The organism is Mycolicibacterium sp. XJ662 (assembly GCF_053484035.1).
In genome coordinates this window covers 136727-154800 of record NZ_JBEFTL010000006.1, presented here as the reverse complement: position 1 = coordinate 154800, position 18074 = coordinate 136727, and the positions used below count along the sequence as shown (strand labels likewise).

20 protein-coding genes and 1 other RNA gene are annotated in these 18074 nt (G+C 67.1%); 7 read left to right on the top strand and 14 right to left on the bottom strand.

Going from position 1 to position 18074, the window contains the following annotated elements; translation table 11 throughout:
* The gene (locus ABQE93_RS17800) at positions 1 to 1809 is read right to left on the bottom strand and encodes a fatty acyl-AMP ligase (protein ID WP_448409274.1); all 1809 of its coding nucleotides are present in this window, start codon (positions 1807 to 1809) and stop codon (positions 1 to 3) included.
* Between the two features lie 118 nt (positions 1810 to 1927).
* Between ABQE93_RS17800 and ABQE93_RS17795 the strand changes: the two genes are divergently transcribed.
* The gene (locus ABQE93_RS17795; protein ID WP_448409276.1) at positions 1928 to 3427 is read left to right on the top strand and encodes a CYTH and CHAD domain-containing protein; all 1500 of its coding nucleotides are present in this window, start codon (positions 1928 to 1930) and stop codon (positions 3425 to 3427) included.
* Positions 3428 to 3438: 11 nt separating this feature from the next.
* Here the strand turns inward: ABQE93_RS17795 and rnpB are convergent.
* An RNA gene (gene rnpB / locus ABQE93_RS17790) (RNase P RNA component class A) lies at positions 3439 to 3843 on the bottom strand.
* Positions 3844 to 3912: 69 nt separating this feature from the next.
* Here rnpB and ABQE93_RS17785 point away from each other — a divergent pair.
* The 3 genes from ABQE93_RS17785 to ABQE93_RS17775 are packed head-to-tail and all read left to right on the top strand — an operon-like array spanning position 3913 to position 5305.
* On the top strand, positions 3913 to 4359 hold the full coding sequence (locus ABQE93_RS17785) for a helix-turn-helix domain-containing protein (RefSeq protein ID WP_448409278.1): 447 nt from the start codon (positions 3913 to 3915) through the stop codon (positions 4357 to 4359).
* Positions 4360 to 4375: 16 nt separating this feature from the next.
* The gene (locus tag ABQE93_RS17780; RefSeq protein ID WP_448409280.1) at positions 4376 to 4807 is read left to right on the top strand and encodes a VOC family protein; all 432 of its coding nucleotides are present in this window, start codon (positions 4376 to 4378) and stop codon (positions 4805 to 4807) included.
* Positions 4808 to 5305: a methyltransferase family protein gene (locus tag ABQE93_RS17775; protein WP_448409281.1), complete on the top strand. Its 498-nt coding sequence runs from the start codon at positions 4808 to 4810 to the stop codon at positions 5303 to 5305.
* Here ABQE93_RS17775 and ABQE93_RS17770 read toward each other — a convergent pair.
* Both ABQE93_RS17770 and ABQE93_RS17765 read right to left on the bottom strand, forming a co-directional pair.
* Positions 5280 to 5612, bottom strand: a complete 333-nt coding sequence (locus ABQE93_RS17770) for a TfoX/Sxy family protein (protein ID WP_448409282.1) — start codon at positions 5610 to 5612, stop codon at positions 5280 to 5282. The genes ABQE93_RS17775 and ABQE93_RS17770 overlap by 26 nt on opposite strands.
* Positions 5612 to 6481 carry an alpha/beta fold hydrolase gene (locus tag ABQE93_RS17765; RefSeq protein WP_448409283.1) on the bottom strand — a complete coding sequence of 290 codons (870 nt, stop codon included), beginning with the start codon at positions 6479 to 6481 and terminating at the stop codon, positions 5612 to 5614. The genes ABQE93_RS17770 and ABQE93_RS17765 overlap by 1 nt, the downstream gene beginning before the upstream one ends.
* A gap of 63 nt (positions 6482 to 6544) precedes the next feature.
* Between ABQE93_RS17765 and ABQE93_RS17760 the strand changes: the two genes are divergently transcribed.
* Positions 6545 to 7189, top strand: coding sequence for a winged helix-turn-helix transcriptional regulator (locus ABQE93_RS17760; protein ID WP_448409284.1), 645 nt, complete (start codon positions 6545 to 6547; stop codon positions 7187 to 7189).
* On the opposite strand, the gene ABQE93_RS17755 is transcribed toward ABQE93_RS17760, so the two are convergent.
* The 4 genes from ABQE93_RS17755 to ABQE93_RS17740 form a co-directional block, all read right to left on the bottom strand.
* Complete coding sequence (locus tag ABQE93_RS17755; protein ID WP_448409286.1) at positions 7186 to 7740, bottom strand: DUF4334 domain-containing protein; 555 nt, start codon at positions 7738 to 7740, stop codon at positions 7186 to 7188. The two genes, ABQE93_RS17760 and ABQE93_RS17755, sit on opposite strands and share 4 nt — an antisense overlap.
* Positions 7741 to 7883: 143 nt before the next feature.
* Positions 7884 to 9614: an HNH endonuclease signature motif containing protein gene (locus ABQE93_RS17750; protein ID WP_448409288.1), complete on the bottom strand. Its 1731-nt coding sequence runs from the start codon at positions 9612 to 9614 to the stop codon at positions 7884 to 7886.
* Positions 9615 to 10053: 439 nt separating this feature from the next.
* Positions 10054 to 10740: an envelope biogenesis lipoprotein LpqN gene (locus tag ABQE93_RS17745; RefSeq protein ID WP_448438072.1), complete on the bottom strand. Its 687-nt coding sequence runs from the start codon at positions 10738 to 10740 to the stop codon at positions 10054 to 10056.
* A 124-nt stretch (positions 10741 to 10864) separates the two neighbouring features.
* Positions 10865 to 11131, bottom strand: coding sequence for a helix-turn-helix domain-containing protein (locus ABQE93_RS17740; RefSeq protein ID WP_448409291.1), 267 nt, complete (start codon positions 11129 to 11131; stop codon positions 10865 to 10867).
* Between the two features lie 95 nt (positions 11132 to 11226).
* Between ABQE93_RS17740 and map the strand changes: the two genes are divergently transcribed.
* Positions 11227 to 12012: a type I methionyl aminopeptidase gene (map, locus tag ABQE93_RS17735; protein ID WP_448409292.1), complete on the top strand. Its 786-nt coding sequence runs from the start codon at positions 11227 to 11229 to the stop codon at positions 12010 to 12012.
* On the opposite strand, the gene ABQE93_RS17730 is transcribed toward map, so the two are convergent.
* Entirely contained in the window at positions 11978 to 12613 is a 636-nt protein-coding gene (locus ABQE93_RS17730; protein WP_448409294.1) for an SAM-dependent methyltransferase, read from the bottom strand. The two genes, map and ABQE93_RS17730, sit on opposite strands and share 35 nt — an antisense overlap.
* Positions 12600 to 13556 carry an NAD(P)/FAD-dependent oxidoreductase gene (locus ABQE93_RS17725; protein ID WP_448409296.1) on the bottom strand — a complete coding sequence of 319 codons (957 nt, stop codon included), beginning with the start codon at positions 13554 to 13556 and terminating at the stop codon, positions 12600 to 12602. Before ABQE93_RS17725 ends, ABQE93_RS17730 begins: the two co-directional genes overlap by 14 nt.
* Before the next feature lie 47 nt (positions 13557 to 13603).
* On the opposite strand from ABQE93_RS17725, the gene ABQE93_RS17720 reads away from it, so the two are divergent.
* Complete coding sequence (locus ABQE93_RS17720; protein ID WP_448409297.1) at positions 13604 to 14176, top strand: type II toxin-antitoxin system RelB family anti-toxin; 573 nt, start codon at positions 13604 to 13606, stop codon at positions 14174 to 14176.
* Here ABQE93_RS17720 and ABQE93_RS17715 read toward each other — a convergent pair.
* The 4 genes from ABQE93_RS17715 to cobC are packed head-to-tail and all read right to left on the bottom strand — an operon-like array spanning position 14165 to position 18042.
* A complete protein-coding gene (locus tag ABQE93_RS17715) occupies positions 14165 to 15226 on the bottom strand; it encodes a bifunctional RNase H/acid phosphatase (protein ID WP_448409298.1) in 1062 nt (353 codons plus the stop codon). The two genes, ABQE93_RS17720 and ABQE93_RS17715, sit on opposite strands and share 12 nt — an antisense overlap.
* Positions 15223 to 15960, bottom strand: a complete 738-nt coding sequence (locus tag ABQE93_RS17710; protein WP_448409299.1) for a zinc ribbon domain-containing protein — start codon at positions 15958 to 15960, stop codon at positions 15223 to 15225. The genes ABQE93_RS17715 and ABQE93_RS17710 overlap by 4 nt, the downstream gene beginning before the upstream one ends.
* On the bottom strand, positions 15950 to 17083 hold the full coding sequence (locus ABQE93_RS17705; protein ID WP_448409300.1) for a Nif3-like dinuclear metal center hexameric protein: 1134 nt from the start codon (positions 17081 to 17083) through the stop codon (positions 15950 to 15952). The genes ABQE93_RS17710 and ABQE93_RS17705 overlap by 11 nt, the downstream gene beginning before the upstream one ends.
* On the bottom strand, positions 17080 to 18042 hold the full coding sequence (gene cobC / locus ABQE93_RS17700; protein WP_448409442.1) for an Rv2231c family histidinol phosphate aminotransferase CobC: 963 nt from the start codon (positions 18040 to 18042) through the stop codon (positions 17080 to 17082). Before cobC ends, ABQE93_RS17705 begins: the two co-directional genes overlap by 4 nt.
* Positions 18043 to 18074: the final 32 nt, after the last annotated feature.

Sequence of the window (18074 nt, the reverse complement as noted above, 5' to 3'; positions counted from 1 at the left end):
TTAACCGGCAACGGGTCCCAGCTTGCCGTCCAGGTACTCGGCCCGACACGCGCGGCGCGCCAGCTTGCCGCTGGTGGTTCGCGGAATAGTGCCTGCTGCAACCAGTTTCACATCTGTGACCGGCAGCGCGTGGTGGCGTGACACCGCCGCGCGGATCGCCTCGGCGATCGGTTCCGGATCGGCCTTGCCGGCGCCGGGGGCGCGCTCGGCCACGATCACCAGCCGCTCACCGGTGCCGTCGGGCACCCCGAACGCGACCACAAAACCGGCACGCACCGCAGGCGATACCGCCGCCGCGGTGGCCTCCAGATCCTGCGGATAGTGGTTGCGGCCGTCGACGATGATCATGTCCTTGATGCGCCCGACGATGAAGAGCTCACCGTCGAGATACATGCCCAGGTCCCCGGTACGCATCCAGTACGCGCCGGGCGGAGCACCTTCGGCGTGGCTGGCCTCCACCCGCGACTCCAGTTTGTTCTGGAACACCGATTGGGTCTGGTCGGGACGGCCCCAGTAGCCGCGACCCATGTTGGCGCCCTGCAGCCAGATCTCACCCACGTGGCCGTCGGCCAACTCGGCGCCCGTGTTCGGGTCGACGATGACGGCCCACTGGCTGCGCGCCACCCGGCCGCACGACACTTGGGGCACCGCGTTTTCGGCGTCGGGAGCCACTTCGACGGCACGCCCGTCGCCCAGCTGCTCGCGGTCGAGGTAGACCACCTTGGCCTCGGCCTCGGGGTCGATCGTGGAGACGAACAGGGTGGCCTCGGCCATGCCGAAGGACGGCTTGATGGTGGTACGCGGCAGGCCGTAGGGGCCGAAGGCTTCGTTGAACTTCTCGATCGAGCCGATGCTGACCGGTTCGGAGCCGTTGATCAGCCCGCCGACGTTGCTCAGGTCGAGATCTTCACCTTTGGGCGGGCGGCCGCGCTGCGCGGCGAGCTCGAACGCGAAGTTCGGCGCGGCGGCGAACGTGCGACCGTACTTGGACTCGGCGGCGAGCTCGCGGATCCAGCGATAGGGCCGACGCACGAACGCCATCGGTGACATCAACGTGAGCTGCCCGCCGCACAGCGCCGGGAACATCACCATCAGCAGGCCCATGTCATGAAACAGCGGTAGCCAGCTGACACTGCGGATGTCGCGGTCCAGCCCGACCGACAGGATCATCTGCGCGACGTTGGTGCACACCGCCCGGTGGGTGATCTCCACACCGGCCGGTGTGCGGGTGGAGCCGGAGGTGTACTGCAGGTACGCGATGTCGTCGGAACCCGCGTCGACGGGCGCGAACAGCTCGCCCACGGAATCGGGCAGCGCGTCGACGGCGATGACACGGGGCCGGCGGCGCCGCGAAACCGTCTCCAGGGACTGGTGCACGGCTTCTGCGCCCTCGGTGGTGGTCAGCACCACCGTCGGTTCGGAGTCGCTGATCACCGCACGCAGCCGTTCGGCGTGTCCGGGCAGTTCGGGGGCGAACAGCGGCACCGCGATGTTGCCTGCGGCGATCGCGGCGAACAGACCGACCACGTAGTCGACACCCTGAGGCGCCAGGATCGCCACGCGGTCGCCTCGTTCAGTGACCTGCTGAAGACGGGCTCCGACCGCGCGCAACCGGACACCCAGGCTGTTCCAGCTCAACTCGATCGGCCTGCCGTCGGAATTCCCGCGGTAGTCCAGGTACCGGAAGGCGACCGAATCGCCCAGATCGGCGATGTTGCTCTCGAGATATGACGTCAGCGTGGCGCCGTCGGGAATGACAATATGGCCCTCGGAGTCCAGGTATTCCTCGATCGATCCTCCAAGTTTCATAAGCACAGTCTAAGACTGTAAACAAGCTCTAAGGTCCATTTGTCTGTGAAGGCTGTCACGGGTACCCCCGTGCAGGACGCAGACGCCCAGGTCACGCCGATATGGCACGCTGATCTGTGTGGCTGCCAAAACCGACCGCTACACCGAGGTCGAGCGCAAATTCGACGTGCGTGAATCGACGGTTTCGCCGTCTTTTGACGGGCTGGCGATGGTCGCGCGTGTCGAGCGCACACCGGCGCACACGCTGGACGCCGTGTACTACGACACGCCGGAGCGTGCTCTCGCGGCGCGCCGGATCACCCTGCGTCGACGCACGGGCGGTTCCGACGAGGGATGGCATCTCAAGCTGCCCGCAGAGAAGGGTGCGCGCACCGAGGTGCGCGCACCGTTGGGCGCGTCCGCCGACGACGTGCCCGATGAACTGCGCGACACGGTGGCGGCGATCGTGCGCGACCGCCCGCTGGCGCCCGTCGCACGGATCACGACAACCCGCGCGGTCGATTACCTCCACGGCGCCGACGATGCGGTGATCGCCGAGTTCTGCGACGACGACGTCACCGCGTGGGCGGCCGGCGGCGACGACGAACAGCGCTGGCGCGAATGGGAGCTCGAACTGGCCGCAGGCGCCGGGGACGACGGCGCCGACCTGCTCGACCGGCTCGCCAACCGGCTGCTCGACGCAGGCGCGGAGCCCTCCGGCCACGGCTCGAAGCTGGCGCGGGCACTCGCCGGCGCCCAGCCCGAAGACGCCGAGGACGCCGATGACCGGGGTGCGCGCGATCCGCTACACCAGGCGGTGGCCGAGCAGGTCGAGCAGCTGCTGGTGTGGGACCGCGCGGTGCGCGAGGACGCGTATGACTCGGTGCACCAGATGCGGGTGGCGACGCGCAAGATCCGCAGCCTGTTGCAGTCGGCCAAGGATGCGTTCGGGGTCGCCGACGGGTCACCGAACGCCTGGCTTCTCGACGAGCTCAGGGCGCTGGCCGCGGTGCTCGGTGTGGCCCGCGACGCCGAGGTACTGGCTGATCGGTATCAGGACGCGCTCGACGGCCTGCCCCAGGAGTTGGTGCGCGGACCCGTGCGCGAACGGTTGGTGGAGGGCGCCAGGCGGCAGTACAGGGCGGGTCTGCGGCGCTCGCTGCTGGCGATGCGCTCACCGCGCTACTTCAGGCTGCTCGCCGGGCTCGAGGAGTTGGTGGCCGCCGAACCCGCGCAGGACAGTGCTGAGCACAAGCCCGCGACGACCATCGACGCCGCGTACAAACGCGTCCGCAAAGCGGCCAAGGCGGCCCGCAAGGCGGCCGAGGACGACAAAGACGAGGCGCTGCACCGAATCCGCAAGGGCGCCAAACGTCTTCGCTATACGGCTGCCGCCACCGGCGCCGACAAGGTGTCCGACCGAGCCAAGGCCATCCAGTCCATGTTGGGCGATCACCAGGACAGCGTCGTCAGCCGCAACCATCTGAGCCGCCAAGCCGACGCCGCGCACGCCGCCGGCGAGGACACGTTCACCTACGGTCTGCTGTTCCAGCTAGAGGATGACCTGGCGCGTCGCTCACGAGACCAACTCGACGATGCGCTCAAGAAACTCGACAAGGCGGTGCGCCGGAAGCGCTGATCCCGGGCGGGCGGATGAGTTGGCCTGTAAGCCGGATTCTGTCCCTCACCGCCGCGTGTGACCACGGCGGCAAGGCGGCGACCATCCATCTGGACACACCGTTGCCGGGTGCCTCGAGCGGCCTACCCGCAGGCTCGGGCGAGCAGCCCTCGGGCGCCTGCGCGGCCGCAACCAGGTTGCGGCCTTCTTGGCCTTGCTTCGGGTGGGGTTTGCCTAGCCACTCCGGTCACCCGGAATGCTGGTGCGCTCTTACCGCACCGTTTCACCCTTACCACCGCAATGGTGGCGGTCTGTTTTCTGTGGCACTTTCCCGCGAGTCACCTCGGATTGCCGTTAGCAATCACCCTGCTCTGTGAAGTCCGGACTTTCCTCGAAACCCAGGTTTCCCTGAATCCCGCGGCCGCCCAGCCAACTCATCCGCCCGTACAACGTACTGTGCGCGGCGGGGATTCCTCCAATCCCGCGACGGGTTCATACTTGACGCCATGGCGCAGCCGCCTCCATCCCGGTATCTGATGCGGGCCAAGGATCTGGTCGACGCGCGCTACGCCGAGCCGATCACGGTGGCTGATCTGGCCGCCGCCGCGGGGTTGTCGCGGGCGCACTTCACGCGGATGTTCACCCGCACGTTCGGTGAATCGCCGAGGTCCTATCTGCAGACCCGGCGACTGGAGCGCGCGGCCTCGCTGCTGCGCTACACCGACCGCTCCGTCGCCGACATCTGCGCCATGGTGGGCCTGGGCAGCGTCGGATCGTTCACGACGAGTTTCGCTCGCGTGTACGGCCTGCCGCCCGCCGCGTACCGGGCCCGCCTGCCGCCGGCGTCGGTACATGCCAGGGTGCCCAGTTGCATCCTGGCGCGCGACACCCGCCCGCCCGCCGACAGCCGCATCAAGACAGCACACAGGGAGAAGACGACCGGCGGCCGCTGACCGTAGCGTCATCGCCATGATGAAAATAGCAAGTGCCCACCTGTGGGTTCATGACCAGGATGTCGCGCTGAAGTACTGGACCGAAAAGGTCGGAATGGAAGTGCGCGAGGATGTTTCGTTGCCTGAAGCCAACTTTCGGTGGCTGACGGTGGGTCCGCCCGGCCAGGACGATGTGTCGATCGTGCTGATGGCGGTGCCCGGAGAGCCGCTGATGGACGACGCCACCCATGCCCAAGTTTTGGACCTGACCGCCAAAGGCTTTGCGGGAACGGTGTTTCTCACCACCGAGGACTGCCAGGCGAGCTACGAGGAGATGAAGGCCCGCGGCGTGGAGTTCGCCGAGGAGCCGCACCAGATGCCGTACGGCATCGACTGCGGATTTCGCGACCCGTCAGGCAATAGTGTGCGTTTGACCCAACGGACCGAGGTTCCGGCCAATACTGGCTAGATGCGCATCAGCACCGCGGCACTGGGTTCGGCGGCGTTCTTCGTCGTCGCCCCAGGCACGGTCGTCGGTCTGGGTCCGTGGTTGATCACCCGCTGGGAGATCCCCGGATCCAGCCCGACGGTGCGGGTGGCCATCGGCGCGGCGATGGTCGTGCTTGGGTTGATCCCGCCGATCCACGCCTTCATCGAGTTCGCGAGAGCCGGTGGCACGCCGATGCCTGCCGCGCCGACCGAACGGCTTGTGGTGACCGGTTTCAACCGTTTCGTGCGCAACCCGATGTACGTGGGGTTGCTCGTCGCTATTCTGGGCCAGTCGGTGTTGTTCGACAACCTGTGGTTGGTGTTGTACGCCGCGCTCGGATGGGTTGCGACGGCGTCGTTCGTGCGCTGGTACGAGGAACCCACGCTGGTGCGCACCTACGGCGAGCAGTACGAGGAGTATCGGCGCAACGTGCCGGCGTGGACGCCGCGGCTCACCCCGTGGACGCCGTCAAGCTAGCGGCAGTGCCGATCCCGATCCATTCTGCGAGTTGACTTTCCGATTGCAGGTGTTCGGCGTCGACGCGCAGCCAGCCGCGCATGGTGCGGCCCTTCATCTCCATGGGTTCTGCGGCGGTGGTCGCCAGTAGCCGCTCCGCGTTCTCGGCGCCGACGCGAACCAGGAGCCCACCCTGCCCGCTGGCCGCGACTGCCATCCGCCCGGCGAGCAGGAAGGCCAACCCGCCGAACATCGGTTGTTCACGCACGGTGGGGTTGTCTGCGAGCAGCGCCCGTACCCGGGCAGCCAGCGCGATGTCGTAGGCCATTACGTCGCGTACCAATCCCGGATTGCGGCAGCGAACCGTTCGGGCGCGTCGGACGGGACGAAGTGGCCTGCTCCTTCGACGATGACGGTGTGGTGACCGGTGAACGTCGACTCCCAGCGTCGCCGGTCGTTGTCGCCGAACGCGATGTCGGCGTCGCCCCAGATGATCAGGGTCGGCAGGGTGGTGAGGTCGGCAAGCCCGGCTTCGACGTCGGCGAGAAACGCACGGCTGCCGGTGATCTCGCGGGGAAAAACCGCTGAAGCATGTCGCCGTGCTGGGCTGTCGAGGGCGTTGCGGTAGTGGGCCATCTCCGCGTCGGTGGGCTTGGTCAGACGGTGGCCGACGGGGATCATCACGTTGACGAACAGGTTGAGCCGGCGGATCAGCAGGCGCCCGAGCGGGCCACCCATGACATGGGACATGAGGGTTGCGGGCAGCGCGTCGGCCGGCCACCCCGCGGTGTTGGCAAGCACCAGTCGGTCGAATCGGTGCCGAAGTCGCTGCACCGTGGCCAATCCGATGGGACCACCCCAGTCATGGGCCACCAGCGCGACGTCGGTGAGCCCGAGGGTTCCGACGAATTCGGCGGTCACTTCCGCGTGTTCGGCGGGCAGGAACCGATATCCGCGCGCCGCTGTCGACAGACCGAATCCGGGGTAGTCCATAGCGATACAACGGAATTCGTCGCGCAGGGATGCGATCACGTCGCGATACAAGAACGACCATGTCGGGTTGCCGTGCAGGAACAGCAACGTCGGACCGGATCCTTCGTCGACGTAGTGGACGCGGTGCCCGGCGATGTCGAGGTATCGACTGTCGAACGGGAACAGTGTGTCGTCGACCCAGGCGGGTCGGTGCGTGACCGTCATTGCGCGCCCCTTCGCAGATACTTGATATAATCAAGTGCACTTTAGATTAGCAAGCGAGAGGCTATGAGTCGAGACTACGGTCAATACTGCGGACTTGCCCGGGCGCTCGATGTGGTGGGCGACCGGTGGAATCTGCTGATCGTGCGCCAACTCTTGGTGGGCCCGGCCCGGTACCGCGAGTTGCGCGCCGGCCTCGCCGGCATCGCGACCAACCTGTTGGCGGATCGGTTGCGTGATCTCGAGTCGGCGGGGGTGGTCGAGCGGCGGCTGGCCGACGATGGTGGCGCCATCACCTACGCGCTCACGCCGTGGGGGGCCGAACTCCGTGAACCGATCGAAGGGCTGATCCGCTGGTCGACGCCGCTGATGGTCCGCGGGCCCGAAGGCGACGAGTTTCGCACCGAGTGGCTGCTGTTGGCGCTGCCTGCGCTGTTCGCCGGTCGGGCGTCGACTGCCTCGGCGACGGTGGGGATCGCCGTCGACGGTGACGAGAGCGCGATGGTTCAGGTGCGAGCCACCCCGGCCGGCATCGACGTCGGTGTGCCCGACGGCCGCGACTTCGACGCGGTTCTGCGTGCCGAGGCGTCGATAGTCCTCGGGCTGTCGACGGGCCTCCTGGCCCTCGACGATGTCGCCGAAGCCATCTCCTGCGAAGGCGACAAGGACGCGCTGCGGACTGTCTTCGAAGCGCCGACGGCGCTTGTCTAACGATGACGCTGCAGCACAAAGAAATATGGTTGTGCCGAGCCCCGCAGATCCATGACCCCGAGGACGACGTCTTCGGCGACCCTTCGGAACACATCGATGACGGGTTGTTGGTCGTAGACCATCGCTGCAGTCGACTGGCCGCGATACGTCATTGAACGCAACCGGGCCCTGGGCCGGCGGGTCTGCAGAACCGGCCGCAGCGCTGAGATCGTGGGCCGCAGTAGTGGATACGCGAATGAAGGCACGCGAACCTTCAACGCCGACTGAACTGGTACAAGGATCGGGTTCATCGCCCAGGCGCGCATGCCATCACGACTGCGAAAGAGCAACGGATGCACTGTCTCCGAGTCGATGAACTCTTTGCCCCACCAGCCGCTGGCCGCGAGGATGCCATCGAGCGGATGCCCAGTCGGTACCTCGGCGCCTCGCCACATGCCGATCAAGTAGTCGGGTTCGACGGGCTCTCCGCTGTCAAACATCGAAAAGGCCTCACCGGTACTGATGGGGACGTCGACGAGCACCTCGCCGGGAGAACCGATCGCGTCGAGCATGACGTGCTCCCTCCAGCGAGGCCCTCGCATTTTTGATCGGCCGGGTCGCAACGATTTTACGCGGTGCCATTGTTGCCAAAGGCGTGATTGGTTCTGCTCCGCTACCCCACCCGAAGCCGCGTGTTCAGCGACGGCCGCATCGGTCAGATCGGCGGTATGTCACGTGCGGCGTCGAGGTTGTTGAGGTTGCGTTCGGCGGTGATGCGTGCTTCGTTGTCGGCGGCGCGGGTGCGTCGTCGTCGTGGCATCTTCAGGGCGCGTTGCGCCGAGGGTGGGGGTGCGTTGGCCGGCGGCGGGAGGTCGGCGGTGGTGGTGTCCCAATGTGGGAAGTACAGCTTGCTGGTGGGATGGGTGCGGTAGGTGTGGCCGCTGGGCGCGGTCCAGATGATGGTGCCATCGGGGCATTGTTGGTCATTCCAACCGCAAAACGTCTTCATCAAATGATGAAAACGACACAGGCACTTGATGTTTGACGGGTGAGTCGGCCCGCCCGGATACGGGGTGGTGTGGTCGAGATCGCAGTACTCGGCCGGGCGGTCACAGCCGGGGAAGCGACACGTCATATCGCGCAAACGCACAAACCGCTCACAGGCCCGCGAGGGGCGGTACCGCGGCTCACCCTCTGTCGCCTCGGGGCGATGCTCGCTCTGTACTTTGGCGCCGTTGGCGACCAACTCGGCCAACAACGCCGGCGGCATCACCCCACCACCGACGATCACCCCCGCCGACCCCGAGCTCTCGGGCTGATGGGGCGCGAACAGATTGGCCTTCGGTGCCGATTCGGCCTGCGGCGGTGTCGGCTCGGCCTCTGACCCCTCATCGATCGGCGGGGGCACCAACTCCTCATCGACCGGCTCATCCGGGGGCACCAGTTCCTCATCGACCGGCTCATCGGTCGGGGGCACCCACTCCTCATTGACCGGCTCCGGTGTCCCCTGGTCGGCAGATGTTTCAGCGTCGGCATCGCCCTGCCCGCAGGCTTCGGCGGCGTCAACATCGGCATCGGTGTCGGTGTCGGTGTTGCGGGTCAGGCCGGCGCTGGTCTGGGCCGGGGTGGAAGGTTGCGGCGTTGACGGTTCGGTGTCGGTGAGCACGTGAATGACGAACCGGGCCGCACGCGGGTCATCTGTGTTGGCCCAGGGGCATTGCGGGCTACCGCACTGGCAGGTGAGCCGATCTGCGCCGGCGGCCAACGCCCCCAACGCCGCGGCGCGCCGCTGCCGGGCACTGCGCGGATCGCCATCACATATCCCGGCGACCATCTGCTCCAGACACGCCATCAACAGCTTGGCGTCAGTAGCCGAAAGCCGCCCATACAACGACGCGGTACCGGTGGCGTCATCGGGCTTGCCCACCTGCACATCACACTCGCGCGCCGCGTCGCGATAACGCCGACGGGCATCGGGGTCATGGGTCTCCACTACCGCGTCGACGGCCAACTCCAACCGCTCCTGGCCCAACGCCCCCCACGCGGCCGCGCGCTCGGCGATCTCGGCATCCACCCGCGCCAACGGCTCTCCCTCCAGCACCAGATGGGTGCGCCAGGTGATCGTCGAAATCACCTGCGCGCTGATCAAGCCCTCACTAAACAGGGCCGCAACCTTGGGCAGCCGGTTACGCAACGCCAACCCGATCGCCATCTGTTGCCCGGACCGATACCGGGTGATCCCCATCGCCGCGGCCACCTCGGCCGCCGCGCAATCCCACCCATCGACCACCCAGTGCTCGCGCTGCTCATAAGACTCGCGCGCCCGCGCGGCCAGCTCACCGGTCGCGGCGAACCGCCGCGCGGCAACCGCAGCCTCAAAACGCGCACACGCCTGGACCTCAGCGATCAACCCCGCATCGTCGACCGACCGAAACCCCTCGAACATGTGTTTGATTCTCGCAGAGGGGTACGACAGAAACGTCGTCGCAGGTCAACCGTGCGTTTGGCGCGCGAAGACTCAGCCGCGAGGCCAAGTCGAGCGCGGCGCAGGACCCGGCGGAGGAGCGGGCTCGAGCGCTGCACCCGGGCGAACCGAGTTCTCCCAGGCCGCGATGCATAGTCCGAGCCTGCCCGGCTTACACCAGCCACCCGTCCCAGTAACGCCAAGTGTGTCCTGTGAATGCGGCCAGCAGATCCGGGTGCGCGGATCCCATTGCTCTCCAGCCGTACACTGCGCTTGCGCGGCTGGCGCAGTCAGCAGCGACGATGCCATCAGCACGGCACTGCACACCGAGGCCAGCAGGAACCCTGCCGTCGTGGCTTGGATTTTCATATCGATGCTTCTCCGTCGGTAAAGCGCGCTGCGTCGGTTGGGTGGTCGGCGGTCACTGCGGCAAAGTGATGGTCGTCTCTTGATTGATCACCTCGGCGGCGTCGAGCACCACGTCTTGTTCGCTCGCGAGGCTGTCACCGTTGAGCTGCAGGACGAAAAGTCCATCGGCTGCCGGCATGACGATCGTCTTCTGGGCGACGAATCGCTCCTGACCTTCGTTCATGTAGGTCCCGTAAAACGAAATCGCGTCAAAGCCGCTCAGATCATTTTTCTCAGGTTCGCCCAACGGCTTGAATTCGGCCATCTCCCGTAGCTGCTGCGGTGCGAGCTCGAGGATCTTTGCCGCGTCGACGTTTCCGGTGAGCTTGGAGGCGATCGCGTACAAGTCAGGCGGATTGTTGGGATCCGTCGGGTGGTCGTAGAGGATGGCACCGTAGGCCCAGTCCGGCGTCTCGTCGCCGGCGTCGCGCCATTGCGGCGGCAGCGGGAAATCGACCTTCGGGGTTCCCGGCTCGCCAGGCTTGATCGGCGTTTCGGCAATATCGTTCTTAACGATGTAGTCGTTGATCGTGTCGGGCTCGTCGGCCGCTGGAGTCGTTGTGGCCGTAGTAGCAGTGGTTTCGCCCGACGTCGGCGTCGTCGTGGATGCGGTGTCGGTGCTGGAACCACAGCCCACGAGCCCAAGGCTCAGAGTGACGGCGATAATTCCCGCCGTCGTCCCCACCGGTGGTCTCTTCATCGGCTCGCAATCTCCTACGGTCGCTTTGGCAAAACAAGGGAAACAAGGGTCTCGCCCTGAGACTAAGGGCTAAAACGCCTTTCGGCGACTACATCGGCAACAGTGACGCCACAGGCGAGACAGTTCACCCAATGTTCTGAAGATCGACCCGAGCCAAGCAGATATCGGCGAGCTCGTCCAGCGACAACGGAAGTACGCGGGCCAGGGCCGCGATGGTGGTGAACGCCGGCGTCGGCAGCCGGCCCGTCTCGATCTTGCGCAAGGTCTCGGGGGAAATCGCGGCCGCGTCAGCTACTTCCGCGAGGGTGCGGTCACCGCGGGCCTGCCTGAGCCGCTCGCCGATGCGCTTCCCTGCGGCGAGCTGTTCTGTCGTCAACGGGACACGGACCATACGCCGAGCTTACCGCGGACCCGGTATGAAAATACCGGCCACGCGCGCTAGGGTGGTATTTTCATACCGCTCACGCTGCAGAGGAGTGCCAGTCGATGGTCGAGTTGAAGACACCGCGCGAAGTCGAAGCGATGGCCGTCACCGGCGCGTTCCTCGCCGAGCTGCTCGACGACCTCTCCGACCGTGCCCGCCCCGGCGTGAACCTGCTCGAGCTCGAAGACCGCGCCCGAGCGCTGATCGCCGAGCGCGGCGCCACGTCGTGCTACTGGGACTATGCGCCGTCGTTCGGCCGCGGGCCATTTCGCAACGTGATCTGCCTATCGGTCAACGACGCTGTGCTGCACGGGATGCCACACGATTACGTGCTGGCCGACGGTGACCTGCTCAGCATGGACATCGCGGTATCCATCGATGGCTGGGTCGCCGACTGCGCGCGCAGCATCATCGTCGGCACTCCTCGACCTGAGGACCAGCGCCTCATCGAGGCCACCGAACAAGCCCTGTCGGCGGGTATCGCGGCGGCACTGCCCGGGAACCGGTTGGGCGACATCTCCGCGGCGATCGGTTCCGTGGCAGCAGATTACGGCTACCGCGTGAACACCGACTTCGGCGGCCACGGGCTGGGCCGCACCATGCACGAAGATCCGCATGTACCCAACATCGGTCGCGCGGGCCGTGGGCTGAAACTGCGTCCCGGCCTCACGCTCGCCCTGGAGCCGTGGTTCGCCGCAGGCACCGACAAGATCGTCTACGACCCCGACGGTTGGACCCTGCGATCAGCCGACGGATCTCGCACGGCCCACAGCGAACACACGGTCGCAATCACCGACGGTCAACCCCTCGTCCTCACGCGTCGGAAGCGCGTCGCCGCAGCAGGATGATGTTGTCGACCAGGGTGCCCGACTCGCCATTGGGACCCGACGCCTCCCGCTCGGCCGATTCCACCCGTAGCGACTCCCACTGCGCAGCAGTCAGGTTCAGCGATGCGAACACTTCTTCGGCGCTGGGGAACTCGTGATCGTGGTGCAGCTTCGACGCCCAGGGCGGCGGCCCGCCGTGGTCGACGATCAGCAGCAGTCCCTCGGGGCGGATCGCATCAGCCGCCCGTCGAAAGATTCGAGGACGATCTAGCGGAAGCGTGGAGTGCAGGAACTGCGCCGACACTAAATCGAATGTGCCGTCCGGAAACTGTTCCGGCAGGTCGGCTTGCGCAAACGTGACCCGATCGCTGACTCCCCGCTCCTGGGCGTCGGCTGCCGCACGTTGCAGCGCAGTTTCGGAGATATCGACGCCGACGACGTGCCAACCGCGTTCGGCCAGCCACAGCGCGTCGCCACCCTCGCCGCAGCCCAGATCCAGGGCTCGGCCGGGCTTTAGCGATTCGGCGACCTCGACGAGGCGGGCGTTGGCTCGTCCACTCCAGACCCGGTTACGTTCACCGTAGTGCTCTTCCCAATGGGTTTTGGCGTCAGGCGTTGACATGTCGGCTCCCTCCTGGAACGGCCAGACCATGCTGGTCGGCGACAAGACTTTGCACCACTGCGGCCGCGGCCAATGAACCGCTTGCCACTGCGGCGGCCACTTGCGGCATCTGTGCGCTCACATCACCCGCTGCGAACACGCCGGGCGCGGTGGTGCGGTATTGGGCGTCCACCGCAACGGGATCGACAGAAATCGGTGTGGGGCCGCCGAATTCCACGCCCAACTGTTCAGCCAGCGGTGAGCGCTGATGAAGCGTCGTGGCCACCAGCATGCCCCTGCGCGCCACCCGGGATCCGTCGGTGAATACGACGGCTGTCAATTCGCCGTTCTCCGATGCGAGTTCGGCGACCTGTCGTTCATCGACACCGATGCCGGCCGCGGACAGCCGGGCCTGATCGGCGTCGTCGAGGTCGCTGGGCCCGTCGGTCAACACCACGATATCGTCGCTCCAGCCGTGCAGCAGCAGCGCCGAATGCACCGCACGTTCACCACGCCCCAACACCGCCAACGGCTGGTCACGCACTTCCCAGCCGTGACAGAACGGGCAGTGAAACACCGAACGGCCCCACAGTTCAGCCAGCCCAGGCACATCGGGCGGGCGGTAATCCATGCCGCCGGCCAGCAGTATCCGACGAGCCCGTTCGCGTCGACCGTCGCCTAGTTGCACAACGAACTGGTCGTCGACCCGCTGTGCCGCCGTGACCTTCCCGTCGCGAACCTCGACGCTCGGATAGGCCGAGAGTTCACCGCGGCCGATGGCGTACAGATCAGCAGGTGGGCGCCCGTCGTGGCCCAGCAGGCCACCAATTCCGTGCGCGGGCAGATTGCTCTGAGATCCGGCGTCCACCAACAGCGTCCGCCGACGCGCTCGGCCGAGCACCAAGCCCGCGCTCAGGCCGGCCGATCCGCCGCCCACGATCACGCAGTCCCATGTCGTATCCATGAAACCCACCTTGCAGACCTGCGGCCGAAATGCCAAGCTGGTTTGCCATGGAGGCAAAAGCGGAGGAAAGCGTCGACGTCCGGGTACGACGCCGGCTGCGCGAACTGCGGACACAACACGGGCTGACACTCGAAGACGTCGCCACCCGGTCCAATATCGACGTGTCGACGCTGAGCCGGCTGGAGTCGGGTAAGCGGCGGCTGGCGCTCGACCATCTCCCCCGCCTGGCCGCGGCGCTCTCGGTGAGCACCGACGAACTGCTGCGCGAGCCCGAGGCGCCAGATCCTCGGGTACGGACCAGTTCTCACACCCACCACAACATCACGTACTGGCCGCTGACCCGCCAGGCCGCGGGCGGCCTGCACGCCTACAAGATTCGGATCAGCGGGCGGCGCCGCACACCGCCCGACGAACTGCCCGTGCACGAAGGCCAGGATTGGATGTACGTGCTGTCCGGGGAGCTGCGCTTGATCCTGGGTGACCGCGACTTCACGGTCAAACCCGGTGAGGCAGTGGAATTCTCGACATGGACACCGCACTGGTTCGGCGTGGTCGACGGACCCGTTGAGGCCATTACCATCTTCGGCCTGCACGGCGAACGTCTGCACCTACACGAGTGAGGTCAGATAGTCCGTCTGGTTGACCAACCGCACGGATGCTGCACCGTCGGGATAGAACTCGGCCATCGACAACGACGCCAGATCCAGGTGCAACCGGTAAAGGATGCTGGGTCCGGCATCCAGCGCCATCCGCAGCAACGTCTTGATCGGCGTCACATGCGACACCACCAGCAGGGTCTGCCCGCCGTTCTCGGCGGCGAGGCGGTTCTGGGCGCGGTGCACGCGTTGGGCCACGTTGTCGAAGCTCTCCCCGCCGGGCGGGGTCACCGAGGTGTCACGCAACCATCGCTGGTGAAGCTCCGGATCACGCTGCGACGCTTCGACGAACGTCAGCCCTTCCCATGCGCCGAAGTCGGTTTCGATCAGGTCGTCGTCGACGACGACATCGAGGCGGAGGGCTTTGGCCGCCGCCGCTGCGGTGTCGTACGCACGTTGCAGCGGCGAGGTGACGACGGCATCGACGCCGCCCTTGTTCGCCAGGTACTGCGCGGCGAGTTCGGCCTGCCGGCGTCCGGTCTCGGTCAGCGCCGGGTTACCGCGCCCGGAATAGCGTCGCTGCGCCGAGAATTCGGTCTGGCCGTGACGGAGCAGCAGCAACCGGGTCGGCTCGCCGCGTGCACCGGTCCAACCCGCCGGGGACGTCTGTGTAGTCGCGGCATCCATCGCTTGGTTGGCCAACCGGTCGGCGTATGAGTTCTTCGCCCGCGGAATCCACTCGTAGCTGACACGGTCGAACTGCGTCGACAGCGCCGTGGCCTGCTGGTGTAGCGGCGCCAGATCAGGATGTTTGACGCGCCACCGGCCCGCCATCTGCTCGACCACCAGCTTGGAGTCCATGTGGACCTCGACCTCGGAAGCGCCGAGTTCTGCCGCCTTCTGCAGGCCCGCGATCAGCCCGCGGTACTCGGCGACGTTGTTGGTGGCGTAGCCGATCGCTTGCTTGCTCTCGGCGAGCATCGTGGCGCGGTCCTGCGACCACACGACCGTTCCGTAGCCCGCGGGCCCGGGATTGCCGCGGGACCCGCCGTCAGCTTCGACGATGACCTTCACGCGCTCGTTCCGTTGAGCCGCAACAGGATAGCCCCGCACTCCGGGCAACGCAGCACGTCGTCTTCTGCGGCGGCGGAGATGCGTGCCAGTTCACCCTTGTCGATCTCGATCCGGCAGGCGCCGCAACGACGTCCCTGCAGAGGACCGGCGCCCGCGCCGCTGCGTTCGCGCTGGCGCTCGTACAGCGCGGCCAGGTCCGGGTCCAGGTGTGCGAGCAGTTCGTCTCGCCGGGAAAGGCTTTGGTGGCGCTGCTGGTCGATCTCGGTCTGAGCTTCGTCGCAGGCCTTCTGTGCCTCGCTTCGCTGGCCCTGCAGCTCGTCGATTCTTGCCAGCGCCTCCGCCTGGTCGCGCTGCAGTTCTTCGCGCCGCTCCATCACTTCCAGCAGGGAGTCCTCCAACGACGTCTGCCGGCGCTCCAACGTCTGCAGCTCGTGCTGCAGCTCGGTGAGTTGTTTGGCGTCCACGCTGCCGTCGGCGAGCAGGCGGCGGTCGCGGTCCTCGCGCTGACGCACGCCATCGATCTCGGTTTCGAACTTGGCGATCTGCTCGTCGAGGTCGTCGATCGCCAGCTGCAGCGCGGCGAGGGTGTCGTTGGCATCCTGCAGGGTCGTCTGGACCTCTTCGAGGCGCTGTTGCTCGGCCAGATTCTTGGCCCGGTGCTCGATCCGGTTCAGCCCGGCGTCGAGCTCGGCCAATTCAAGCAACGAACGTTGTTGCGCTACTTCAGCTTTCATGACTCGTTCTCTCGACATTCCATGGATCGGTTCGGATCGCCGACACGCGCACTGCGAGCGCGTCGCCGAATTGGTCACGCAACAGCGCTGCGGCCTGGCGGCACCAGGGGTACTCACTGGCCCAGTGCGCCACGTCGACGAGCGCCACATCGGATGCGCGCTGGTGTTCGTCGGCGGGGTGGTGGCGCAAATCGGAGGTGACATAGGCCTGCACGTCGGCGCCCGCGACGACGTCGAGCAGCGAATCGCCCGCTCCCCCGCACACCGCCACCCGTGACACCTCCGCGTCTGAATCACCGCAGGCCCGGATGCCCCACGACGTGGCAGGCAGCGCCTCGTGCACCCGAGAAAAGAACGCCGACAACGGCTCCGGCTTCGGCAACACACCGATACGGCCCAGTCCCACGTTGCCGGGGATGGGCGCGAGGGTGAAGATGTCGAACGCCGGCTCCTCATAGGGATGCGCCGAGCGCAGCGCGGCGAGGATGTCGGCGCGACGCGCGGCGGGCGCGATCACCTCGACCCGGTCCTCGGAAACGCGTTCGACGGTGCCCACGCTGCCGATCGCCGGCGACGCGCCGTCGTGGGGCAGGAACTGGCCGGTGCCCGCCACACTCCAACTGCAGTGCGAGTAGTCGCCGATCCGTCCGGCGCCGGCGTCGAACATCGCCAGGCGCACCGCGTCGGCGTCGTCGACGGGGACGAACACCACCCACTTGTCCAGGTCGGGCCCCGTGGAGGTGGGCGCGAGGACCTGCTCGACGGTCAGGCCCAGTGCCTCCGCGAGCGCGTCGGAGACCCCCGGCGACGCCGCGTCGGCGTTGGTGTGCGCGGTGAACAGCGACCGGCGGGTCCGGATCATCTGGTGGATCAGGGCGCCTTTGGCGGTGCTGGCCGCCACGGTGTCGACCCCGCGCAGCAACAGCGGGTGGTGCGCGAGCAGCAAACCGTCCTCGGGCACCTCGGCGACGACGGCGGCGGTCGCATCGACCGCGACGGTGACCGCCTCGACCGACTCGGCCGGATCACCACACACCAGGCCCACCGAATCCCAGTCCTGCGCCAGCGACGGCGGATAGGCCGCGTCGAGCACGTCGATGATGTCGGCCAGGCGCACGCTCACCGCAGCACCTCAGCCATCGCGTCGACCAGCACCGGCCACTCCGGACGCACCGCCACGCGCAGGTACTGACCATCCAAACCGACGAACGTGTCACAGCGGCGCACGGCAATTCCTTTGTTGTACAGGTGTTTTCGCGTCAACGCCGCATCACCGACCGAGACCAGGACGAACGGGGCGCATCCGTCGACGACATCCACGCCGATGCTAGCCAAGCCGGTCACCATCTCGGCGCGCAGCCCGACCAGCCGGTGCGCACCACCGTCGGCCTCAGCCACCGCTTCCGGGGAGCTGCACGCGGTGATGGCCTCCAGTTGCAGCGTGCCCAGCGGCCAGTGCGGCCGTCGTGCGGTCATCCGGTCGAGCACCTCGGGCGCGCCCAGCGCGTAGCCGACCCGCAGCCCGGCCAGCGCCCACGTCTTGGTGAGGCTGCGCAGCACCACCACGCCGGGCAGCGACTGGCGCGCCAGCGACGCCGGCTCGCCGGGGACCGCGTCGGCGAACGCCTCGTCGACCACGAGGATGCGGCCCGGGCGGCGCAGCGCCAGCACCTGCTCGCGGGTGTGCAGCACCGACGTGGGATTGGTCGGGTTGCCCACGATGACGAGGTCGGCCGCGTCGGGGACCGGGGCGTCGGACAGGTGAAACGGCGGGGCGAGCACGACGTGCTCGAACGGCAGCCCGGCTGCGGCCAGCGCGGCTTCGGGCCCGGTGAACGACGGCTGGATCAGCGCGGTCAGCCGCGGGCGCAGGTTCGCTAATAGCGCAAATCCCTCGGCCGCCCCGGAAAGCAGCGCGACCTCGTCGGCGCTGCGCCCGTGCCTAGCGGCGACGGCGGTGACCGCGCGCTCTTCGTCGGCGGCGCTCGGATAGCGGCCGAGATCGGGCAACCGAGCCGCCAGCCGGTCAACGAGCCAGGTCGGAGGCCTGTCGGTGCGGACGTTGACGGCGAAGTCGAGCATGCCGGGAGCCGCGGCCTGATCGCCGTGGTAGC